11 protein-coding genes are annotated in these 14,865 nt (G+C 62.2%); 4 read left to right on the top strand and 7 right to left on the bottom strand.

Features of this window, described 5'->3' with window-relative positions; genetic code table 11:
- Positions 1-667: 667 nt before the first annotated feature.
- A complete protein-coding gene (locus tag FO013_RS09755) occupies positions 668-1,807 on the bottom strand; it encodes a DUF6882 domain-containing protein (protein ID WP_260848077.1) in 1,140 nt (379 codons plus the stop codon).
- 229 nt (positions 1,808-2,036) lie between these two features.
- Between FO013_RS09755 and FO013_RS09750 the strand changes: the two genes are divergently transcribed.
- From FO013_RS09750 to FO013_RS09735, 4 genes are all read left to right on the top strand, one after another.
- Positions 2,037-3,770: an ABC transporter ATP-binding protein gene (locus FO013_RS09750; RefSeq protein ID WP_143922326.1), complete on the top strand. Its 1,734-nt coding sequence runs from the start codon at positions 2,037-2,039 to the stop codon at positions 3,768-3,770.
- A 1-nt stretch (position 3,771) separates the two neighbouring features.
- Positions 3,772-5,973, top strand: a complete 2,202-nt coding sequence (locus FO013_RS09745) for an ABC transporter ATP-binding protein (RefSeq protein ID WP_395949563.1) — start codon at positions 3,772-3,774, stop codon at positions 5,971-5,973.
- Positions 5,974-6,369: 396 nt separating this feature from the next.
- Complete coding sequence (locus tag FO013_RS09740) at positions 6,370-8,103, top strand: ICP22 family protein (RefSeq protein ID WP_143922325.1); 1,734 nt, start codon at positions 6,370-6,372, stop codon at positions 8,101-8,103.
- A gap of 314 nt (positions 8,104-8,417) precedes the next feature.
- Complete coding sequence (locus tag FO013_RS09735) at positions 8,418-8,912, top strand: peptidoglycan-binding domain-containing protein (RefSeq protein WP_143922324.1); 495 nt, start codon at positions 8,418-8,420, stop codon at positions 8,910-8,912.
- 252 nt (positions 8,913-9,164) lie between these two features.
- Here the strand turns inward: FO013_RS09735 and purQ are convergent, their stop codons facing one another.
- The 6 genes from purQ to FO013_RS09705 all read right to left on the bottom strand — a co-directional run bounded on the left by purQ (position 9,165) and on the right by FO013_RS09705 (position 14,864).
- On the bottom strand, positions 9,165-9,902 hold the full coding sequence (gene purQ / locus FO013_RS09730; RefSeq protein ID WP_143922323.1) for a phosphoribosylformylglycinamidine synthase subunit PurQ: 738 nt from the start codon (positions 9,900-9,902) through the stop codon (positions 9,165-9,167).
- Positions 9,902-10,156: a phosphoribosylformylglycinamidine synthase subunit PurS gene (gene purS, locus FO013_RS09725; protein WP_143922322.1), complete on the bottom strand. Its 255-nt coding sequence runs from the start codon at positions 10,154-10,156 to the stop codon at positions 9,902-9,904. The genes purQ and purS overlap by 1 nt, the downstream gene beginning before the upstream one ends.
- Before the next feature lie 154 nt (positions 10,157-10,310).
- Positions 10,311-11,732 carry an NAD(P)/FAD-dependent oxidoreductase gene (locus FO013_RS09720; protein WP_143922321.1) on the bottom strand — a complete coding sequence of 474 codons (1,422 nt, stop codon included), beginning with the start codon at positions 11,730-11,732 and terminating at the stop codon, positions 10,311-10,313.
- Positions 11,733-11,894: 162 nt separating this feature from the next.
- Positions 11,895-12,758 (bottom strand): ABC transporter permease, encoded by an 864-nt coding sequence (locus FO013_RS09715; protein ID WP_143922320.1) that lies wholly within the window; start codon positions 12,756-12,758, stop codon positions 11,895-11,897.
- A gap of 1 nt (position 12,759) precedes the next feature.
- Positions 12,760-13,704, bottom strand: coding sequence for an ABC transporter permease (locus tag FO013_RS09710; protein ID WP_143922319.1), 945 nt, complete (start codon positions 13,702-13,704; stop codon positions 12,760-12,762).
- Entirely contained in the window at positions 13,701-14,864 is a 1,164-nt protein-coding gene (locus tag FO013_RS09705; RefSeq protein ID WP_260848081.1) for a polyamine ABC transporter substrate-binding protein, read from the bottom strand. Before FO013_RS09705 ends, FO013_RS09710 begins: the two co-directional genes overlap by 4 nt.
- Between the last annotated feature and the right edge of the window lies 1 nt (position 14,865).

Below are 14,865 nucleotides of genomic sequence, written 5' to 3'. Positions count from 1 at the left end.
TGGTCTAGTGGAGCGTTTCACACGACTGGCCCCACTGGAACAGCCTAGGGATTAAAAACGGGGCCGTCGCAGCCGCAGCCTTCCTGCTGTTCCGTCCCACCGCGTGGCTAGGCGCCCTCCTCGCTGCTCTCGACACGACCGACGTGGTTGTGCTCAACTCGACCCTCGACGTGCCCGTCAGGCGGCTCTCAGGCATCGTAGCGCTTGGCGGGATTCCTCCTTCTCGTCGCCAATCTGCCGAGGCTCTGTCGCTTCCCAGTGGGCAAGCCGACAGGGTCGACCGTGGCGCGGCAGATATCGACGAACCGTATCTTCTTGGCAACCACACGCTTGACCGGACTTCTGCTCGCGATCGCAATGCTGAGTGGCTCCGGAGCCGTAATAGGAAATAGAACCTATTGGGCCAGGTTCCATCAGCGTAGTGAGATCGCCGGCGTGTACACGGTCTCAGGTGCCACCACGCCGAACTTCAGCGACTCCCAGCTCGCGCAAGCAGTCTTCTGCCGACTGGCGATAGACCGATCAGCGGCCGTCTGTCTGAGATACGAAGACGGGAATCCGGCGAGGTCAGACTCACCTGATTCCCGTCTTCACCTAACTTTGACCCCTGACCCGGAAGGAAAGTCCCTCTTCGAGTGCGACTTCAGGTGGGATCCAGGCGCGCAGATCAACGTCCGAAGAGCTTCGAGAACAGCCCCTTCTTCTTTTTCGGCTCCTCAGCCTTGGTCTCCTGCTCCTCCGGCTGGTGATCGCCGTCCTGTGCCTCGTCCGCCGATGAGGCCGCAGGCTGTTGTTCGGAGGCCGGCGGCTGCTCGGACCCGGTCTCGGGTGTGGGACGATCAGAATCGGAGTCGCGCTCGTGACCAGGACCCGCCTCGGCGGGGGATACGCTCGGGGCAGTCTCGTGGGATGCTTCGGTGGTGGACTCCACTGGCTCCGGGGCAGGTGTCGAATCCATCGACGAGGATGGGGCCGCACCCACGTCGGAGGCCGCAGTTTCAGGAGTTGGGATCGGCGCAGGGGCAGCCGGCTGTGCAGAGGTCTCCGCGGAAGGTGTCCCAACGGATTCTTGGTCTGTCAAGGAAGCCCCGGTGGCCTGTGCATACTGCTGGGCAGCCTCCCCCTCAAGCGGTGTACCCATCTCGCAGTTGGAGATCCGGCGTTCCTCGTCAAAGGACAGGTCGGCCGAACCATCGGCGAAGAGCAGACGCAGGCCGCCCTCGGGCAACTCGGCGGTGGGGATGCCCCGCTTGCTCACATACGCCACTATCGCTGCGCGATGGTCAGTCACCGTTGTCTGTGTCAGCCCCTGCATCAGGGCGCGCACTGTGGTCTTGACCTGGGGCTCGGGAAGGGCGAGCTCCGGAGCATCGACAAGGAGCCAGACAGTCGTACCGGCACCCGCTCCGGCGGGGTAGTGCGCCCATTTTCCGGTGATCTCCTTCGCCGCCAGGGTCAGGCGCAGCGCCAGCTCCTCATCGAGAGGGAGTTCTTCCGTGATCAGCTCAGAGACATCCTCGGCGGCACCGAACTTGCGCACGTCATGGGCGAGACCGACGACGGGCTCGGGGAACTCGTTGATGTTCTCCCATCCCCACAGCCACGTGCTCTGCCCGCTGGACTCGGAGCCGAGCAGGTGCGGGCGACCACGCAGGACAGTCCCCTCTGAGGAGGTGAAGGTCAGATGTGGGTCGGAGGTGAAATCGACCTCCCATTCGGCATCGGCGATGAGTGCGCCGAAGTGCGTCTGCATCTCTGTGGAGAAGAAGACGGCGCGATTGACGAGGTCCTGCAAAGTTGTGCTCATGATTTCAAGACTAGAGGTGTGCGCCCGATTATCGAGGAGGCACGCGGAGCCACCGCCCAGGTCGGAGCTGGTTTCGTCGGGTCATGTCAGTGGCGTGTGATGAACTGTAACGAATTGAGAGTCGGGTTCGACCTATTGCCGGGGAGGAGAATGCATGTAAGATTGTCTGTTGCGCTTTTGAATTTCTCAACGCTTTTTCGCGAACTACTCACATCTCTGGACGTCCACCGTGGCCCTATTACGCCTGTCCCTGAAATACGCTCGATCCTATTGGCTCTACATTGTCTTTGTCGTCGTCCTCCAGCTGGCCGCGACCATCGCGGCCCTATTCCTGCCGAGCCTGAATGCGCAGATCATCGACCAGGGAGTCGCCAAGGGCGATACCGACTTCATCTGGTCGACGGGAATGACGATGATCATCGTCTGCCTTGTCCAGGTCATCACCGCTGTGACTGCCATCTTCTTCGGTGCCCGCACGGGCATGGGCGTAGGGCGCGACCTGCGGCGGGCCATCTACAGCAAAGTCGACGAGCTCTCGACGCTGGAAGTCGGCAGGTTCGGCAGCGCCACGCTCATCACCCGCAACACCAACGATGTCCAACAGGTCCAGATGCTGGTGCTCATGACCCTGAACTTCATGGTCTCCACGCCGATCATGTGCATCGGTGGAATCATCATGGCACTGCGCGAGGATGTGGGGCTGTCCTGGCTGGTATGGGTGTCCGTGCCAGCGCTGTTCATCGTCGTCGGAATCCTCGTCTACCTGCTCATGCCGCTGTTCCGACGGATGCAGGAACAGGTCGATGACATCAACGGAGTCCTCCGCGAACAGATCACCGGCATCAGAGTCGTGCGTGCGTTCGTGCGCGAACCCTTCGAGGCCGACCGCTATGCCGACGCCAACCGGGCACTGACAGAGACCTCGGTCAAGGTCGGCAACCTCTTCGTGCTCATGTTCCCGGCGATCATGATGATCCTCCACCTCGCCACCGCCGCCGTGCTGTGGTTCGGCGGCCACCGCGTCGACGCAGGCCAGATGGAAGTCGGTTCACTCACAGCCTTCCTGCAATACCTCCTGCAGATCCTCGTGGCCGTCATGATGGGTGTGTTCATGATGATGATGATTCCCCGCGCCGTCGTCTGCGCTGAGCGCATCTCCGAAGTCCTCGATTCCACCTCGTCCATGATCATCCCGGAGGGCGTCGACGAACTCCCTCGCCGAGGTGAGCTCGAGTTCCGCAATGTCACCTTCGGTTATCCCGGGGCCGAGGTTCCCGTTCTTGAGAATCTCAGCTTCACCGCACGGCCGGGTACGACGACTGCGATCATCGGCGCCACAGGTGCCGGCAAGTCCACCATCGTCAACCTCATCCCGCGTCTGCTGGACCCGCAGTCGGGAGATGTGCTCATCGACGGTGTTCCCGTCAGTGCATTCAATCGGCACCAGCTGGCACAGCTGGTGGGTCTGGTGCCGCAGAAGCCGTATCTGTTCTCCGGCTCGATCGCCTCCAACCTTCGGTTCGGAAACGAGTTCGCCGATGACTCCGAACTGTGGGAGGCACTGACGACGGCCCAGGCAACGGACTTTGTGACCGACAAGACCGACCAGCTTGAGGCTGTCGTCGCCCAGGGCGGCACGAACTTCTCCGGTGGACAGCGGCAACGGCTCTGCATCGCCAGAGCTCTGGCCGCCAATCCGAAGATCTTCGTCTTCGATGACTCGTTCTCAGCTCTCGACGTCGCCACCGACAGCCGACTGCGCAGTGCCCTGGATCAGACCACAGGCGATTCGACAGTCGTGGTCGTGGCTCAGCGAGTCTCCACGATTCGGGATGCCGACCAGATCATCGTCCTCGACGAGGGCAAGATCGTCGGACGGGGAACACACGACGAACTTGTGGATGCGAATGAGACCTACCAGGAGATCGTCGAATCCCAGCTGGCCACGGAAGGGGTGAACTGACATGACGCACCAGGAAACCAACGAGTCAACGACGTCGAACGCCTCGGCGGCAACAACGACTGCCGACCCCGACACGACACAGGCCACCGATGAGGACTACCTGCCGCAGGGCGGCGACGGGGACATGTTCGGCGACACCCCGGCGAGAAAGGCGAAGCACTTCTGGCCCTCGGTCAAACGACTGTTCGGACTGATGGCAACGGAGAAGCTCGGGCTCATCAACGTCGTCCTGCTCGTCATCGGTTCGGTCGTCCTCACCGTCATCGCACCGAAGGTACTGGGCAAGGCGATGGACATCGTCTATTCCGGTGTGATCGGATCACAGCTTCCGGCCGGAGCCGACATCGACGACATCATCGCCGGTGCCCGCGCGGAAGGCAGAGACGATTTCGCCAATATGCTGGCCACCGCAGAGGTCGTTCCCGGCCAGGGCATCGACTTCACCGCGCTCGGTCAGATCATCATCATCGTCCTCCTCATGTACCTCGTGGCCTCGATGCTCATGTGGGCGCAGGGCTACATCCTCAACGCCCTCGTCATGCGGGTCGTCTACCGGCTCCGCGAAGATATTGAACGCACCATCAACAAGCTCCCGCTGAGATACTTCGACACCAGGCAGCGCGGCGATGTGATGTCGCGGGTGACCAACGACGTCGACAACATCCAGCAGGCACTGCAGCAGGCCTTCTCTCAGCTCGTCCAGTCCGCACTGACTATTGTGGGAATCGGCGTGATGATGTTCATCGTGTCCTGGCAGTTGGCGCTGCTGGCACTCATCGCGCTTCCTCTTTCCGCGGTCATCGCCGGAGTCATCGGCACTCGGTCGCAGAAGATGTTCAAGGCGCAGTGGAAACACACCGGCGAGGTCAACGGACACGTCGAAGAATCGTTCTCCGGCCTTGACGTGGTCCGGGCCTTCGGCCGCGACGAGATCATGCTCGAAGAGTTCGACCGTCGCAACGAGTCCCTGTACAAAGCCTCGGCAGGTGCGCAGTTCGTGTCGGGCATGATCATGCCGGCGATGCAGTTCGTGTCCTACCTCAGCTACGTGCTCATCGCCGTCGCAGGCGGCCTGAAAGTGGCTTCGGGGCAGATGACGTTAGGTGACGCGACCGCGTTCATCCAGTACTCCCGTGAGTTCTCCCAGCCGATCTCCGAGATGGCCGGAGTGGCGAACATGCTGCAGTCCGGTGTCGCCTCCGCGGAGAGGACATTCGAACTGCTGGATGCCGAGGAGGAAGAACCCGACGACGCACAGGAGACGCTGCCGCAGCGTACCCCGGGCCGGGTCGAGTTCTCCGAGGTCAGCTTCCGTTACACCGAGGACACTCCGCTCATCGAGAAGGTCTCGTTCACGGCCGAACCCGGTCACACGGTGGCCATCGTCGGTCCGACCGGGGCAGGCAAGACCACCTTGGTCAACCTGGTGATGCGCTTCTACGAAATCACCGGTGGCCACATCTACCTCGACGGCACCGACACCCAGGACCTGACCCGAGCAGACCTGCGATCCCACGTGGGCATGGTGCTCCAGGACGCATGGCTGTTCGAAGGCACCATTCGAGAGAACATCCGGTACGGCCGACTCGACGCGACCGACGAAGAGGTCATGGCTGCTGCGCAGGCAACTATGGTCGATCGCTTCGTGCGACAGCTTCCCGATGGATACGACACGGTCATCGACTCCGACGGCGGCAGCGTCTCTGCCGGTGAACGTCAGCTCATCACGATCGCGCGGGCGTTCCTCGCCGACCCGTCACTGCTCATCCTCGACGAGGCGACATCTTCGGTCGACACCCGTACGGAGGTTCTCGTCCAACAGGCCATGGCTGCTCTGAGAACGGACAGAACATCGTTTGTCATCGCACACCGCCTGTCGACGATCCGTGATGCCCACACCATTCTGGTGATGGAGGACGGAGCCATCGTCGAACACGGCAACCACGAGGAGCTGCTGAACGCGGAAGGAGCGTACTACCGCCTCTACATGTCACAGTTCCGTGGAGAGGATGCGGAGGAGCAATTCACCGCCGAGGTGCTCGCTGAGTCAGAGACCGAGATCGGAATCGTCGTCGAAGATCGTACGGACACGGATGCCGCTGACAACGTCTATGGCGCTGACGACGCTGAGTCTGCGGAGGGAAGTCACGACGGCGGGCCCGCCGCCAGGGGGCTGAAGGGCGACACAGTCACGGACACCTGAACCCATTGCGACTGATGACATGGTCGCAACCGGCGAATCGGCCCCTCCAGCTTCGGCTGTGGGGGCCGAAGCCATCTCATTTCGAAAGTAACGATTATCGGCCCTAGATGACCGTCTGTACACAATCGTGACATGGGCTCGTCCCTGCTCTCACGCTGTCCCTGGTGCTGTGCCTGGAGAGAAAGTCGTGGTGGACGGAGGAACCAGCACCGAAATAGGCAGGACGAACCGTTCTCCGGACCAGGACGATGTCTCAAACGGATAAACATTCTGAAATTACTCAATCACATTTCCGTCATGAACTAAAAGACCAAAAGTCGCGACCCGCTAACTACGGACGTATGGTCCATTTCATCACCGAACACGGCAGCCACGCAGATCTCTGGAAGGATCATCATGAAACGGCTGGCACTTGCAGCAAGCATCGCACTGGCGATCTCCACGCTCGGAGTCGGTCCGGCGACCGCGAGCACATTGACCACAGCTGAAGCATTGGCTGCGCACGAAGGCACGGAGTCTCCGAGTGAAGACGCCGCCGATCCCGGTGAAGCAGACGAGCCCGGTGCTGACGCTTCCGCCCCGGGCGCAGGCACGAATGAGGCAGAGGGTGATGCCGAGGCCACCGAGCCACCTGAGGACGAGGCAGCCGATCCTGATGCAGCTGAAGACGGAGCGGAGAAGGACGGCGCTGCCGATGATGCAGAGAAAGCCGAGGCGATCGATGCCGGCTTCTCCCTCGAGAAGACGGAGATGACCGCCGAAGAGATCGGTGACCCCAACCAGGGCGTCCGGTACACCGTCGATTCCCTCGAAGCTGGGGACGTCGTCACCGCTGAACCCGGTGAGGCCACCTCGACGACAGTCGAGAGCGACGGTGCATTCACCGGGACGATCCTCGGCAACACGGAGCTCAAGACCGGTGACACTCTCGATGTCACAGTCACCGTCAAGCGTGAGGGAGCGGAATCGAAGACCTTCAGTGGCAGCGTCGAGGTCGTGGCTCCCGATGATGAGGAGCAGGAGGCAGACCTTACAGTTTCGCCGAAGACTCAGAACTTGGACGCCTTCATGAACGACGGTGTCCAGATCACCCTCGTCAACTGCGTGATGGACGAAGAGGTCATTTTCCGCATCGCTCGCAAGGGCGACCCAGACACCACCATCTGGGAGGACTCACAGATGGCCGGTGAAGATGCGGCCGGTTCCACCACGTTCATCCCTGGCACGGGCGGTGAGGGCTGGGTTGGTGACTTCGTGGTCACGGCTTCGTGCGGCGACGAGAGTGCGGAGACGACCTTCACCGTGACCGATGGTGACGGCGACGATGCGAACTCGGATCTCACCGTTTCGCCCAAGACTCAGAACCTGGAGGAGTTCCTCAACGACGGAGTCCACATGACATTCGTCAACTGCCATGTAGACGAAGAGGTGACGTTCAAGGTGAGCACCAAGAACGACCCCGACACCACCATCTGGGAAGAGGCGCAGCAGGCCGGTGAAGACGCAGCCGGGCATGCCAGGTTCATGCCCCAAGGAGAAGGCGGCAAAGTGTGGGTCGACGAGTACCTCGTCAGGGTTTCGTGCGGGGACAAGAGTGCGGTGACGACCTTCACCGTGACCGGCGACGACACCGACTCCGAAGCGAAGCTTGCCATCAATCCGGTGAAGATCTCTGCAGTCGACTTCATCAACCGAGACAAGGGTGTGACGATCACTGTCACCAAATGTGAACCGGGCAGCGAGGTCAAGTTCGAGGTCTGGGGACTCGAACCCAGTGAGAAGCTCTACGAACAGAGCGCCGAGGCGAATGAGAACGCAGCGGCCTCGGTTCAGATCTACGGACTCGGCGACGATCCCGCACCCTACGTCGGCACCTACACAGTGTTTGCGATGTGCGCGGACCAAGCGGAGATGGAAGCCGAATTCCTCGTCACCAGCAACCGTGGCGGCACTGATGGCGGCAACGGTGGCGAGGCCGGCGAGTCCGGCCCAGCGGATGATCCCGGCAACGCCGGCTCGATGCCGCGCACCGGTGCCGAAATCACCGGCCTCGGCGCCGGAGCAGTGTTGATCTTGGGAGGTGCAGCGACAGTTCTCTTCGCCCGCCGCCGCTCACAGCTCGGGCAGTGATCGGTGACCCGACGGGTTGGTGAGTACCCCCGGCCCGTCGGCGCGAATCGACACTGACAGAAGGGCGTTCGGCCCCGGTGCATCGACTCATCGAATCTGCAGATGAGCCAGTGCACCGGGGCTGAACTGCGTGCCATGACCCAAACATCGAGCCTGTGTCGGCACCAACTCGCGGGCATGCCTTCTGAGTACCGTCGGACCCTTGTCGCACAAGGAACTGCGGTCCTAGATTGACGCTTGTGGCGGCAAGGCTGCTTCCACAGATGTTCACAGCCGGTCAATGAGGATCCACCGGCACCGATAGAGGAGGAAAAATGTCGAACCCCGGTCAGCCGATCATCGAAAAGGGGTCACAAGGCGACGTCGTCAAGAGGGCACAGCGAGCACTGCGCAGAGTGCCGGATCATTCAGTGGCGGTCGACGGAATATTCGGACCCGTCACGGAAGAAGCGGTGAAGAACTTCCAGCGAGGATCTGGGCTGGACGATGATGGCATCGTCGGGCACAAGACTTGGGAAGCACTGCCTGACGGCGGACCGATGCCCGTGCTCAAGGAAGGTTCGACCCATAAAGCCGTCGCCGACCTCCAGGAAGTGCTGAAAAACGGCTCGGTCGAAGGAGACTGGCCCTCACCAGGGGAGCCCGATGGCAAATTCGGAGCCGAGACCAAGGCCGCTGTGGAGGGCTTCCAGAAGTGGGGCGAGGCTGACGTCGACGGCGTCGTCGGTGACGAGACGTGGTCGGTTGAGCTGCATGCGGCATCCGCGACTCTCGAGACGGCCGTCGGCCTCAAATGGGTTGAGGACTGACTCCGGGTCAGTCGGGAGCTGCTCGGCGACCCGAAACAGTCCATAACAATCGGATCGCGCGCCGCGCGAAGACATCAATGCGTGACACTGAAACTGAGCACCAGCTGGGCACCAACCTTGCCCGGTTCAGGTGAATCGCCGGGCAGAAGGAGAGTTCCCAGGCTCAGCTCAACGGGTGAGCAAGTTTCGCTGTCATCACGGAAGCCCGACGAGACGAACGTGAAGTTCAAGTGAGGTCACCGGTCTGTGAGCTCAGCCCCTGACCAGAGTGCGTACGGCCGAAGAGAAGAATCCCTGACCGTCGATGCCGCCGCCGTCTTCGGGTCCGAAACCGGCCTCGACAGCATGTTCGGGGTGGGGCATGAGCCCCACGACGTTTCCGGCCTCATTCGTGATGCCGGCGATGTCGCGTAGAGAACCGTTGGGGTTGGACCCCTGATAGCGGAAGACCACGCGGCCGGTGCCTTCGAGTTCGTCGAGAATCTCGTCGGTGGCGACGAACCCGCCTTCACCGTTCTTCAGCGGAATGCGAATGGTCTGTCCCTGCGTGTAGTCACCGGTCCAAGCAGTATTCGTGTTCTCCACAACCAGTTCCTGGTCACGGCAGATGAAATGCTGGTGGTCATTGCGGATGAGGGCGCCAGGCAGCAGGTGCGATTCGCACAGGATCTGGAATCCGTTGCAGATGCCAAGGACCGGCATTCCGGCGTTGGCGGCGGAGACGACAGCTTCCATGATCGGAGCGAAGCCCGCGATCGCGCCGCAGCGCAGGTAGTCCCCGTAGGAGAACCCACCGGGCAGAATGACACCGTCGACACCGGCAAGCGTGGAATCGGCGTGCCACAGGTTGACCGGCTTCGCACCGGCAAGACGAACCGCACGTGCGGCATCACGATCATCGAGGGTGCCGGGGAACGTCACAACACCGATCGAGACTCCGGACTCAGCACCCGCCTCGGCGATGGTGGCGTCGGTGACGACCGCGGTCATCAGGCTTCCTCGACGGCGCGAACGGCCACGACGTTCTCGATGACCGGGTTGGACAGGAGCTTCTCCGCCGCCTCACGAGCCTGCGCGAGAACCTCCTCGGTGACCTCACCCGCGACCTCGAGTTCGAAGCGCTTCCCCTGTCGGACCTCACCGAAACCGGTGAAGCCGAGTCGGGACATTCCACCGGAGATCGCCTTACCCTGAGGGTCAAGAATCTCGGGTTTGGGCATCACCTCAACGACGACACGTGCCATGCGTGCTCTGCTCCTTCAAGAAAGTGTTCGGGAGTTCCTCCCGCGCTCGCTGAAAGTCTATCAAGCGCGGAAGGAACTCCCGCCTTCGGTCCGAGCTGCGGACGCCACCGGTTGCCCCGGACGCCACCGGTTGCCCCGGACGTCGCCGGCAGCGTCAGGAGTCGAAGCCCATGCCCACAGCATCGAGAGCTTTGAGCAGCGGACCTCGTCGGCCTTCGTTGCTGTCGGCCTTGATCATCGCATTCGTCGTCATCTGGATGCCCAGCCAGGCCACCGGTTCGGGCGGGAAGGGCAGCGGCAGCTTGCGCACCATCTCCAGCTGGGTCAGCTCGGTGTCCTGCCCGGACAGCAGGTCGAGCATGACCGTGCCGGCGAAACGTGAAGCGCCCACGCCCAGTCCGGTGAAGCCGGCGGCCATGGCGACCTTCTTGCCGTAGGCCGTGGTGAAGAAGGAGAAGAAACGCGAACAGGTGTCGATCGGCCCACCCCATTTGTGGCTGAACTTCAGATCAGACAGCTGCGGGAAGGTCTCGTAGAAGTGCTCGGCCAGGGTCTCGAAGGTCTCGGGGCGCTGGTCGTACTTCCACGACACCTGTCTCCCGTAGTGGTAGACGGCGTCCCATCCGCCGAAGAGGATGCGATTGTCGGCCGAGAGCCGATAGTAGTGGAACCGGTTCGCGCAGTCGCCGATGCCCTGCCGTCCGCTCCAGCCGATGGACTCCAGCTGCTCATCGCTGAGCGGTTCGGTCATCAGGGCATAGTCGTAGACGGGGACGGTATGGAGACTGGCCCGCTTGAGCAGAGAGGGGAAGACGTTCGTGGCCAACGCAACGCGATTGGCTGTGATGATGCTGCAGGGAGCGGCTCTGCAGTCCTCCGAGCTCTGGGCTGTCACCAGAGTCGTGATCTGGACCGTCGACTTCCGATCACTGACATCCGTGACCTTCGTGCCTTCGAAGACTTCGACGCCGAGTTCCCGGATGACCCGCAGCAGCTCCCAGCACAGCTTGGCAGGGTTGACCATGGCGACCTCGCGCGAGTCCCAGAGGGCGCCCTTGTAGGTCGGAGACTTCACAATCTGAGCCAGCTCCTCCTGATTGTAGAAGATGAAACCGGCCTCTGGGTCATGTGCTTCTCGCAGCTCCGGGACCTGGTAGTCCTCGGTCGCGACGTCGAGTTCACCGGTGCGTTCGAACTCGACGTCCATGCCGTACCTGGTCACGGCCGCACCGATCGCATCGAGGTTCTCCCGCCCCAGCTGTGCCAGGCGTTCGTTCTCATTCGGAAGATGGGACTCACCGTTGTCATAGCCGTGGGTCAAGCTGGCTGCGCAGAACCCGCCGTTGCGGCCAGAGGCGGCCCATCCGATCGAATTCGCCTCGACCAGGACGACATGGCGCTTCGGCTCACGCTCCTTTGCCTGCAGCGCCGTCCACAGCCCGGTGAAACCTCCCCCGACGATGACGAGATCGGCCTCGATGTCGTGAGTCAGCGGCGGCAGGGGCTCCGGGCGGCGCGCGGAATCGAGCCAGAACGGCACGGTGGAGGCGTCGGCCAGTGCGGCATTGACGTCCATGTCATCTCTCCTTCTGTCTGACCGCAATCGTCTGCGGCCCGACGGCAATCGTCTGCCAACTGTCGGCATTCGTATTCTGCCTTGCGGCAATCATTGCAGGGGTGGCAACCCTCGGGTCCCAGGACCCACCTCGGCGAGGCCACCCGCCTGCCTCGGCGGGGTTCACCCTGCCATCGTCTTGATGATCTCTGTCGGACTTCCACCCGCCTTGCGCAGCACGAAGCCGACGAAGGCCAAGGCCAGGAGGGTGAGGAGGAACATCAGGGTCGAGATCGCCGCGACTTCTGGACGCAGCGCCACCCTGACGGCAGAGAAGATGTAGACCGGCCACGGGGTGTAGCCGGGCTGCTGGACGAAGCTCGAGAGGATCGTGTTGTCGAGGCTGACCGTGAACGACATCAGCGCACCGGCGAGGATGCCGGGAGCCGCGATCGGCAAAGTGATGTCCTTGAACCGATTCCACGGCGTCGCCCCCAGGTCCGCGGCTGCATCTTCGAGCTGGGAGTCGATGCCGGCCAGTCGGGCGCGCACGATGAACGTCACGATCGCCATGGAGAACATCGCGTGCGAGATGATGAGCCTGACCAGACCGTTGTTCAGCGGTGTGATGCCCCAGTCGACCCCGACGGTGACGAACCACGGGAGGAATGAGATGCCGTCGACGATCTCAGGGGTGACCAAGGTGAGGCCCAGAATCGCGGTCAGGCCCAGCGCCCACCACGCGCCCTTCGGTGCCCTGGCCAAAGCCACACCGCCGAGAGTGCCGAAGATCGTTGAGACGAGTGCGGCACCCACAGCGGCCTGGAGGCTCGTGACGACCGAGGAGATGATGATGTCGTTGTTGATCCCGGAGATGTAGGCGTCGAGGCCGAAGCCGCGGAAGTTCGCCAGCACCTTGCCGGTGTTGAACGAGTACGCAATGATGACTGCGATCGGGAGGAACAGGTAGGCGAAGACCAGGATCCCCCAGACGTGGAGTCCGATGTCTGTCGGGGTTCGGCGGGCGAACGTATTCTTCTTCGACATCTCAGGCCCTCCCATCTTTCAGCGGCACACTGTTCAGTCGGGCCGCGATCGCCTGCCCCAGTTTGAGCAGGCCGAATCCGACCCCGACGACCGCCAGAGTCGCGAGGATCAAGATCACCGCCATGGCCGCGCCGACTGCCCAGTTCTGGGCCGTATTGAATTGGTTGGCGATGAGCTGCCCGACCATGGATCCACTGGCCCCGCCGAGGACGGTCGCCGTGACGTAGTCACCGTTGAGTGGGATGAATACGAGCAGGCACCCCGAGACGACACCTGGCATCGCCATCGGCAGCGTCACCCGCAGGAACGTCGTGACCTTGCCAGCGCCGAGGTCGTAGCTGGCTTCGCGCAGCTTCTGTCCCGAGGCATCGATGGCGACGAAGAGCGGCAGGATCATCAGCGGCAGATAGTTGTAGACGACGCCGATCTGGACCGCCGATCGCGTGTAGAGGATGTCGAGCGGTCCGTCGAGCATCCCCAGACCCTGCATCCACTTCGAGAGGAAGCCATCGGGGGAGAGCATGATCTGCCACCCCAGGGTGCGGACGAGGAAGTTCGTCCAGAACGGAACCATGACCAGGGCCAGAGCCAAGGATCTGCGGGCCGGCGAAACCTTGATGGCCAGCCAGTAGGCGAAGGGCAGGGAGATGATCAGACACAGGATAGTGCCGACGATGGAGATCCGCAGGGTCGCGAAGAACGTCGACACGAAGCTGGCCGACATGGCCTCGGGGTACCTGTCGAAGGAGAGGCGATCGGTGGCCACGGCCGTGAACTCGTCGGGTTTGTAGCCGAAGCTGTAGAAGATGACCAGCGCCACGGGAATGATGAAGAAGAAAAGCGCATACGCCCAGGTCGGGAACGACATGGCCGAGGCGCCGAAGAACCTCGCGGACATGCCTCCGGGCTTCTTATCGGGCGTTGATCTGGCTGCCTGCGTGCTCATGCTCCGCTCCTTGCCTGCGCATCGGCGTAGATCTTCGTGCGGATCTGATCGGCCGGGGTCTGCTTGCTGGGTTCAAGACGGTCGAGGACCTTCTGAGCCGGGAAGATGAGGTCCTGCTCGTCGAGTTCGGCCTTCTTCGCCTGCTCCGCCAGGCCCTTCGTGCCGATCGGGTAGCCGATGTAGTCGAGCTGTTCGACCGCGGTCTCCGGAGAGATCATCTGATTGATGAAGGCATGGGCGGAGTCGGGATGCTGAGCGCCGGTGGCGATGGCCCAGCAATCCATCCACAGGTTCGCCGAGGGAGTCGGAAACACGAACTTCCAGTTCTCAGGATCGGCCGCCTCTGACAATCCCTGTCGGGCATCGCCGTTGAAGGCCTGCAGCAAGGTGAAGCTGCCCTGGATCATGCCCGTGGCGACATTGCCGATATAGGCTTTCGTGTTCGGTGCGAGCTTGTCGAGGACGACGCGGCGTGCCTCCTCGAGTTCCTTCTCGTCCTGGGTGTTGAGGCTGTAGCCCAGAGCCGCCAGTGCGATGGCGGAGACTTCCCACGGGTCCTCGAGCAGCGAGGTGGTCCCGGCCGCTTCCTTCTGTGCGGTGTCGATGAAGTCCTGCCAACTCGTCATCTCGTGAGTGATCTTCTTCGTGTTGTAGACGAACCCCGTGGTCCCCCAGGCCTTGCAGATCGAGTACGTGTTGTCGGGATCGAAGTACTGGTGCGTGAAGTTCGGGTCCATGTGCGTGAAGTTCGGGATGAGATCGAGGTCGAGTTCCTGGAGCAGATCGTGTTTGAGCATCTGCGGAATGTTCGATCCCGTCGGCACCACCACGTCATAGCCCGAGGTTCCGCGCGAGGTGGAGAGCTTCGCGATGAGCTCCTCGTTCGACCCGTAGGAGTCGACTTGGACGAGCACGTCGTTCTTCGCTTTGAATGCTTCGATGAGTTCGGGGTTGTCGTAGTCGCCCCAGGAATAGAGGTTGAGCTTCGACTCGAGCTCACCGTCCGTGGGCGGTGAAGCGGCCATCGTCGTGTTGCGGCCACAGGCGCTCAGCGCGCCCAGGCCGACGACACCGAATCCGGCCAAGAGCGCTCGCCTGCTCAGCCTCGTAGAGGCGGCCCGGGGCGCCAGGAAATGCACATCGGGGATCCTGCCCGCCATC

Source organism: Brevibacterium aurantiacum, assembly GCF_007558825.1.
Classification (GTDB): Bacteria; Actinomycetota; Actinomycetes; order Actinomycetales; family Brevibacteriaceae; genus Brevibacterium; species Brevibacterium aurantiacum_A.
The sequence above is the reverse complement of the archived record's forward strand: the minus strand, read 5'-3'. Positions and strand labels throughout refer to the sequence as shown.

What these genes read in the sequence shown, in the direction of transcription:
- FO013_RS09755 (WP_260848077.1), bottom strand. Translation starts at nt 1,807, where the DNA reads ATGAGCACAACTTTGCAGGACCTCGTCAATCGCGCCGTCTTCTTCTCC.
- FO013_RS09745 (WP_395949563.1), top strand. Translation starts at nt 3,772, where the DNA reads ATGACGCACCAGGAAACCAACGAGTCAACGACGTCGAACGCCTCGGCG.
- FO013_RS09740 (WP_143922325.1), top strand. Translation starts at nt 6,370, where the DNA reads ATGAAACGGCTGGCACTTGCAGCAAGCATCGCACTGGCGATCTCCACG.
- FO013_RS09735 (WP_143922324.1), top strand. Translation starts at nt 8,418, where the DNA reads ATGTCGAACCCCGGTCAGCCGATCATCGAAAAGGGGTCACAAGGCGAC.
- purQ (WP_143922323.1), bottom strand. Translation starts at nt 9,902, where the DNA reads ATGACCGCGGTCGTCACCGACGCCACCATCGCCGAGGCGGGTGCTGAG.
- purS (WP_143922322.1), bottom strand. Translation starts at nt 10,156, where the DNA reads ATGGCACGTGTCGTCGTTGAGGTGATGCCCAAACCCGAGATTCTTGAC.
- FO013_RS09720 (WP_143922321.1), bottom strand. Translation starts at nt 11,732, where the DNA reads ATGGACGTCAATGCCGCACTGGCCGACGCCTCCACCGTGCCGTTCTGG.
- FO013_RS09715 (WP_143922320.1), bottom strand. Translation starts at nt 12,758, where the DNA reads ATGTCGAAGAAGAATACGTTCGCCCGCCGAACCCCGACAGACATCGGA.
- FO013_RS09710 (WP_143922319.1), bottom strand. Translation starts at nt 13,704, where the DNA reads ATGAGCACGCAGGCAGCCAGATCAACGCCCGATAAGAAGCCCGGAGGC.
- FO013_RS09705 (WP_260848081.1), bottom strand. Translation starts at nt 14,864, where the DNA reads ATGGCGGGCAGGATCCCCGATGTGCATTTCCTGGCGCCCCGGGCCGCC.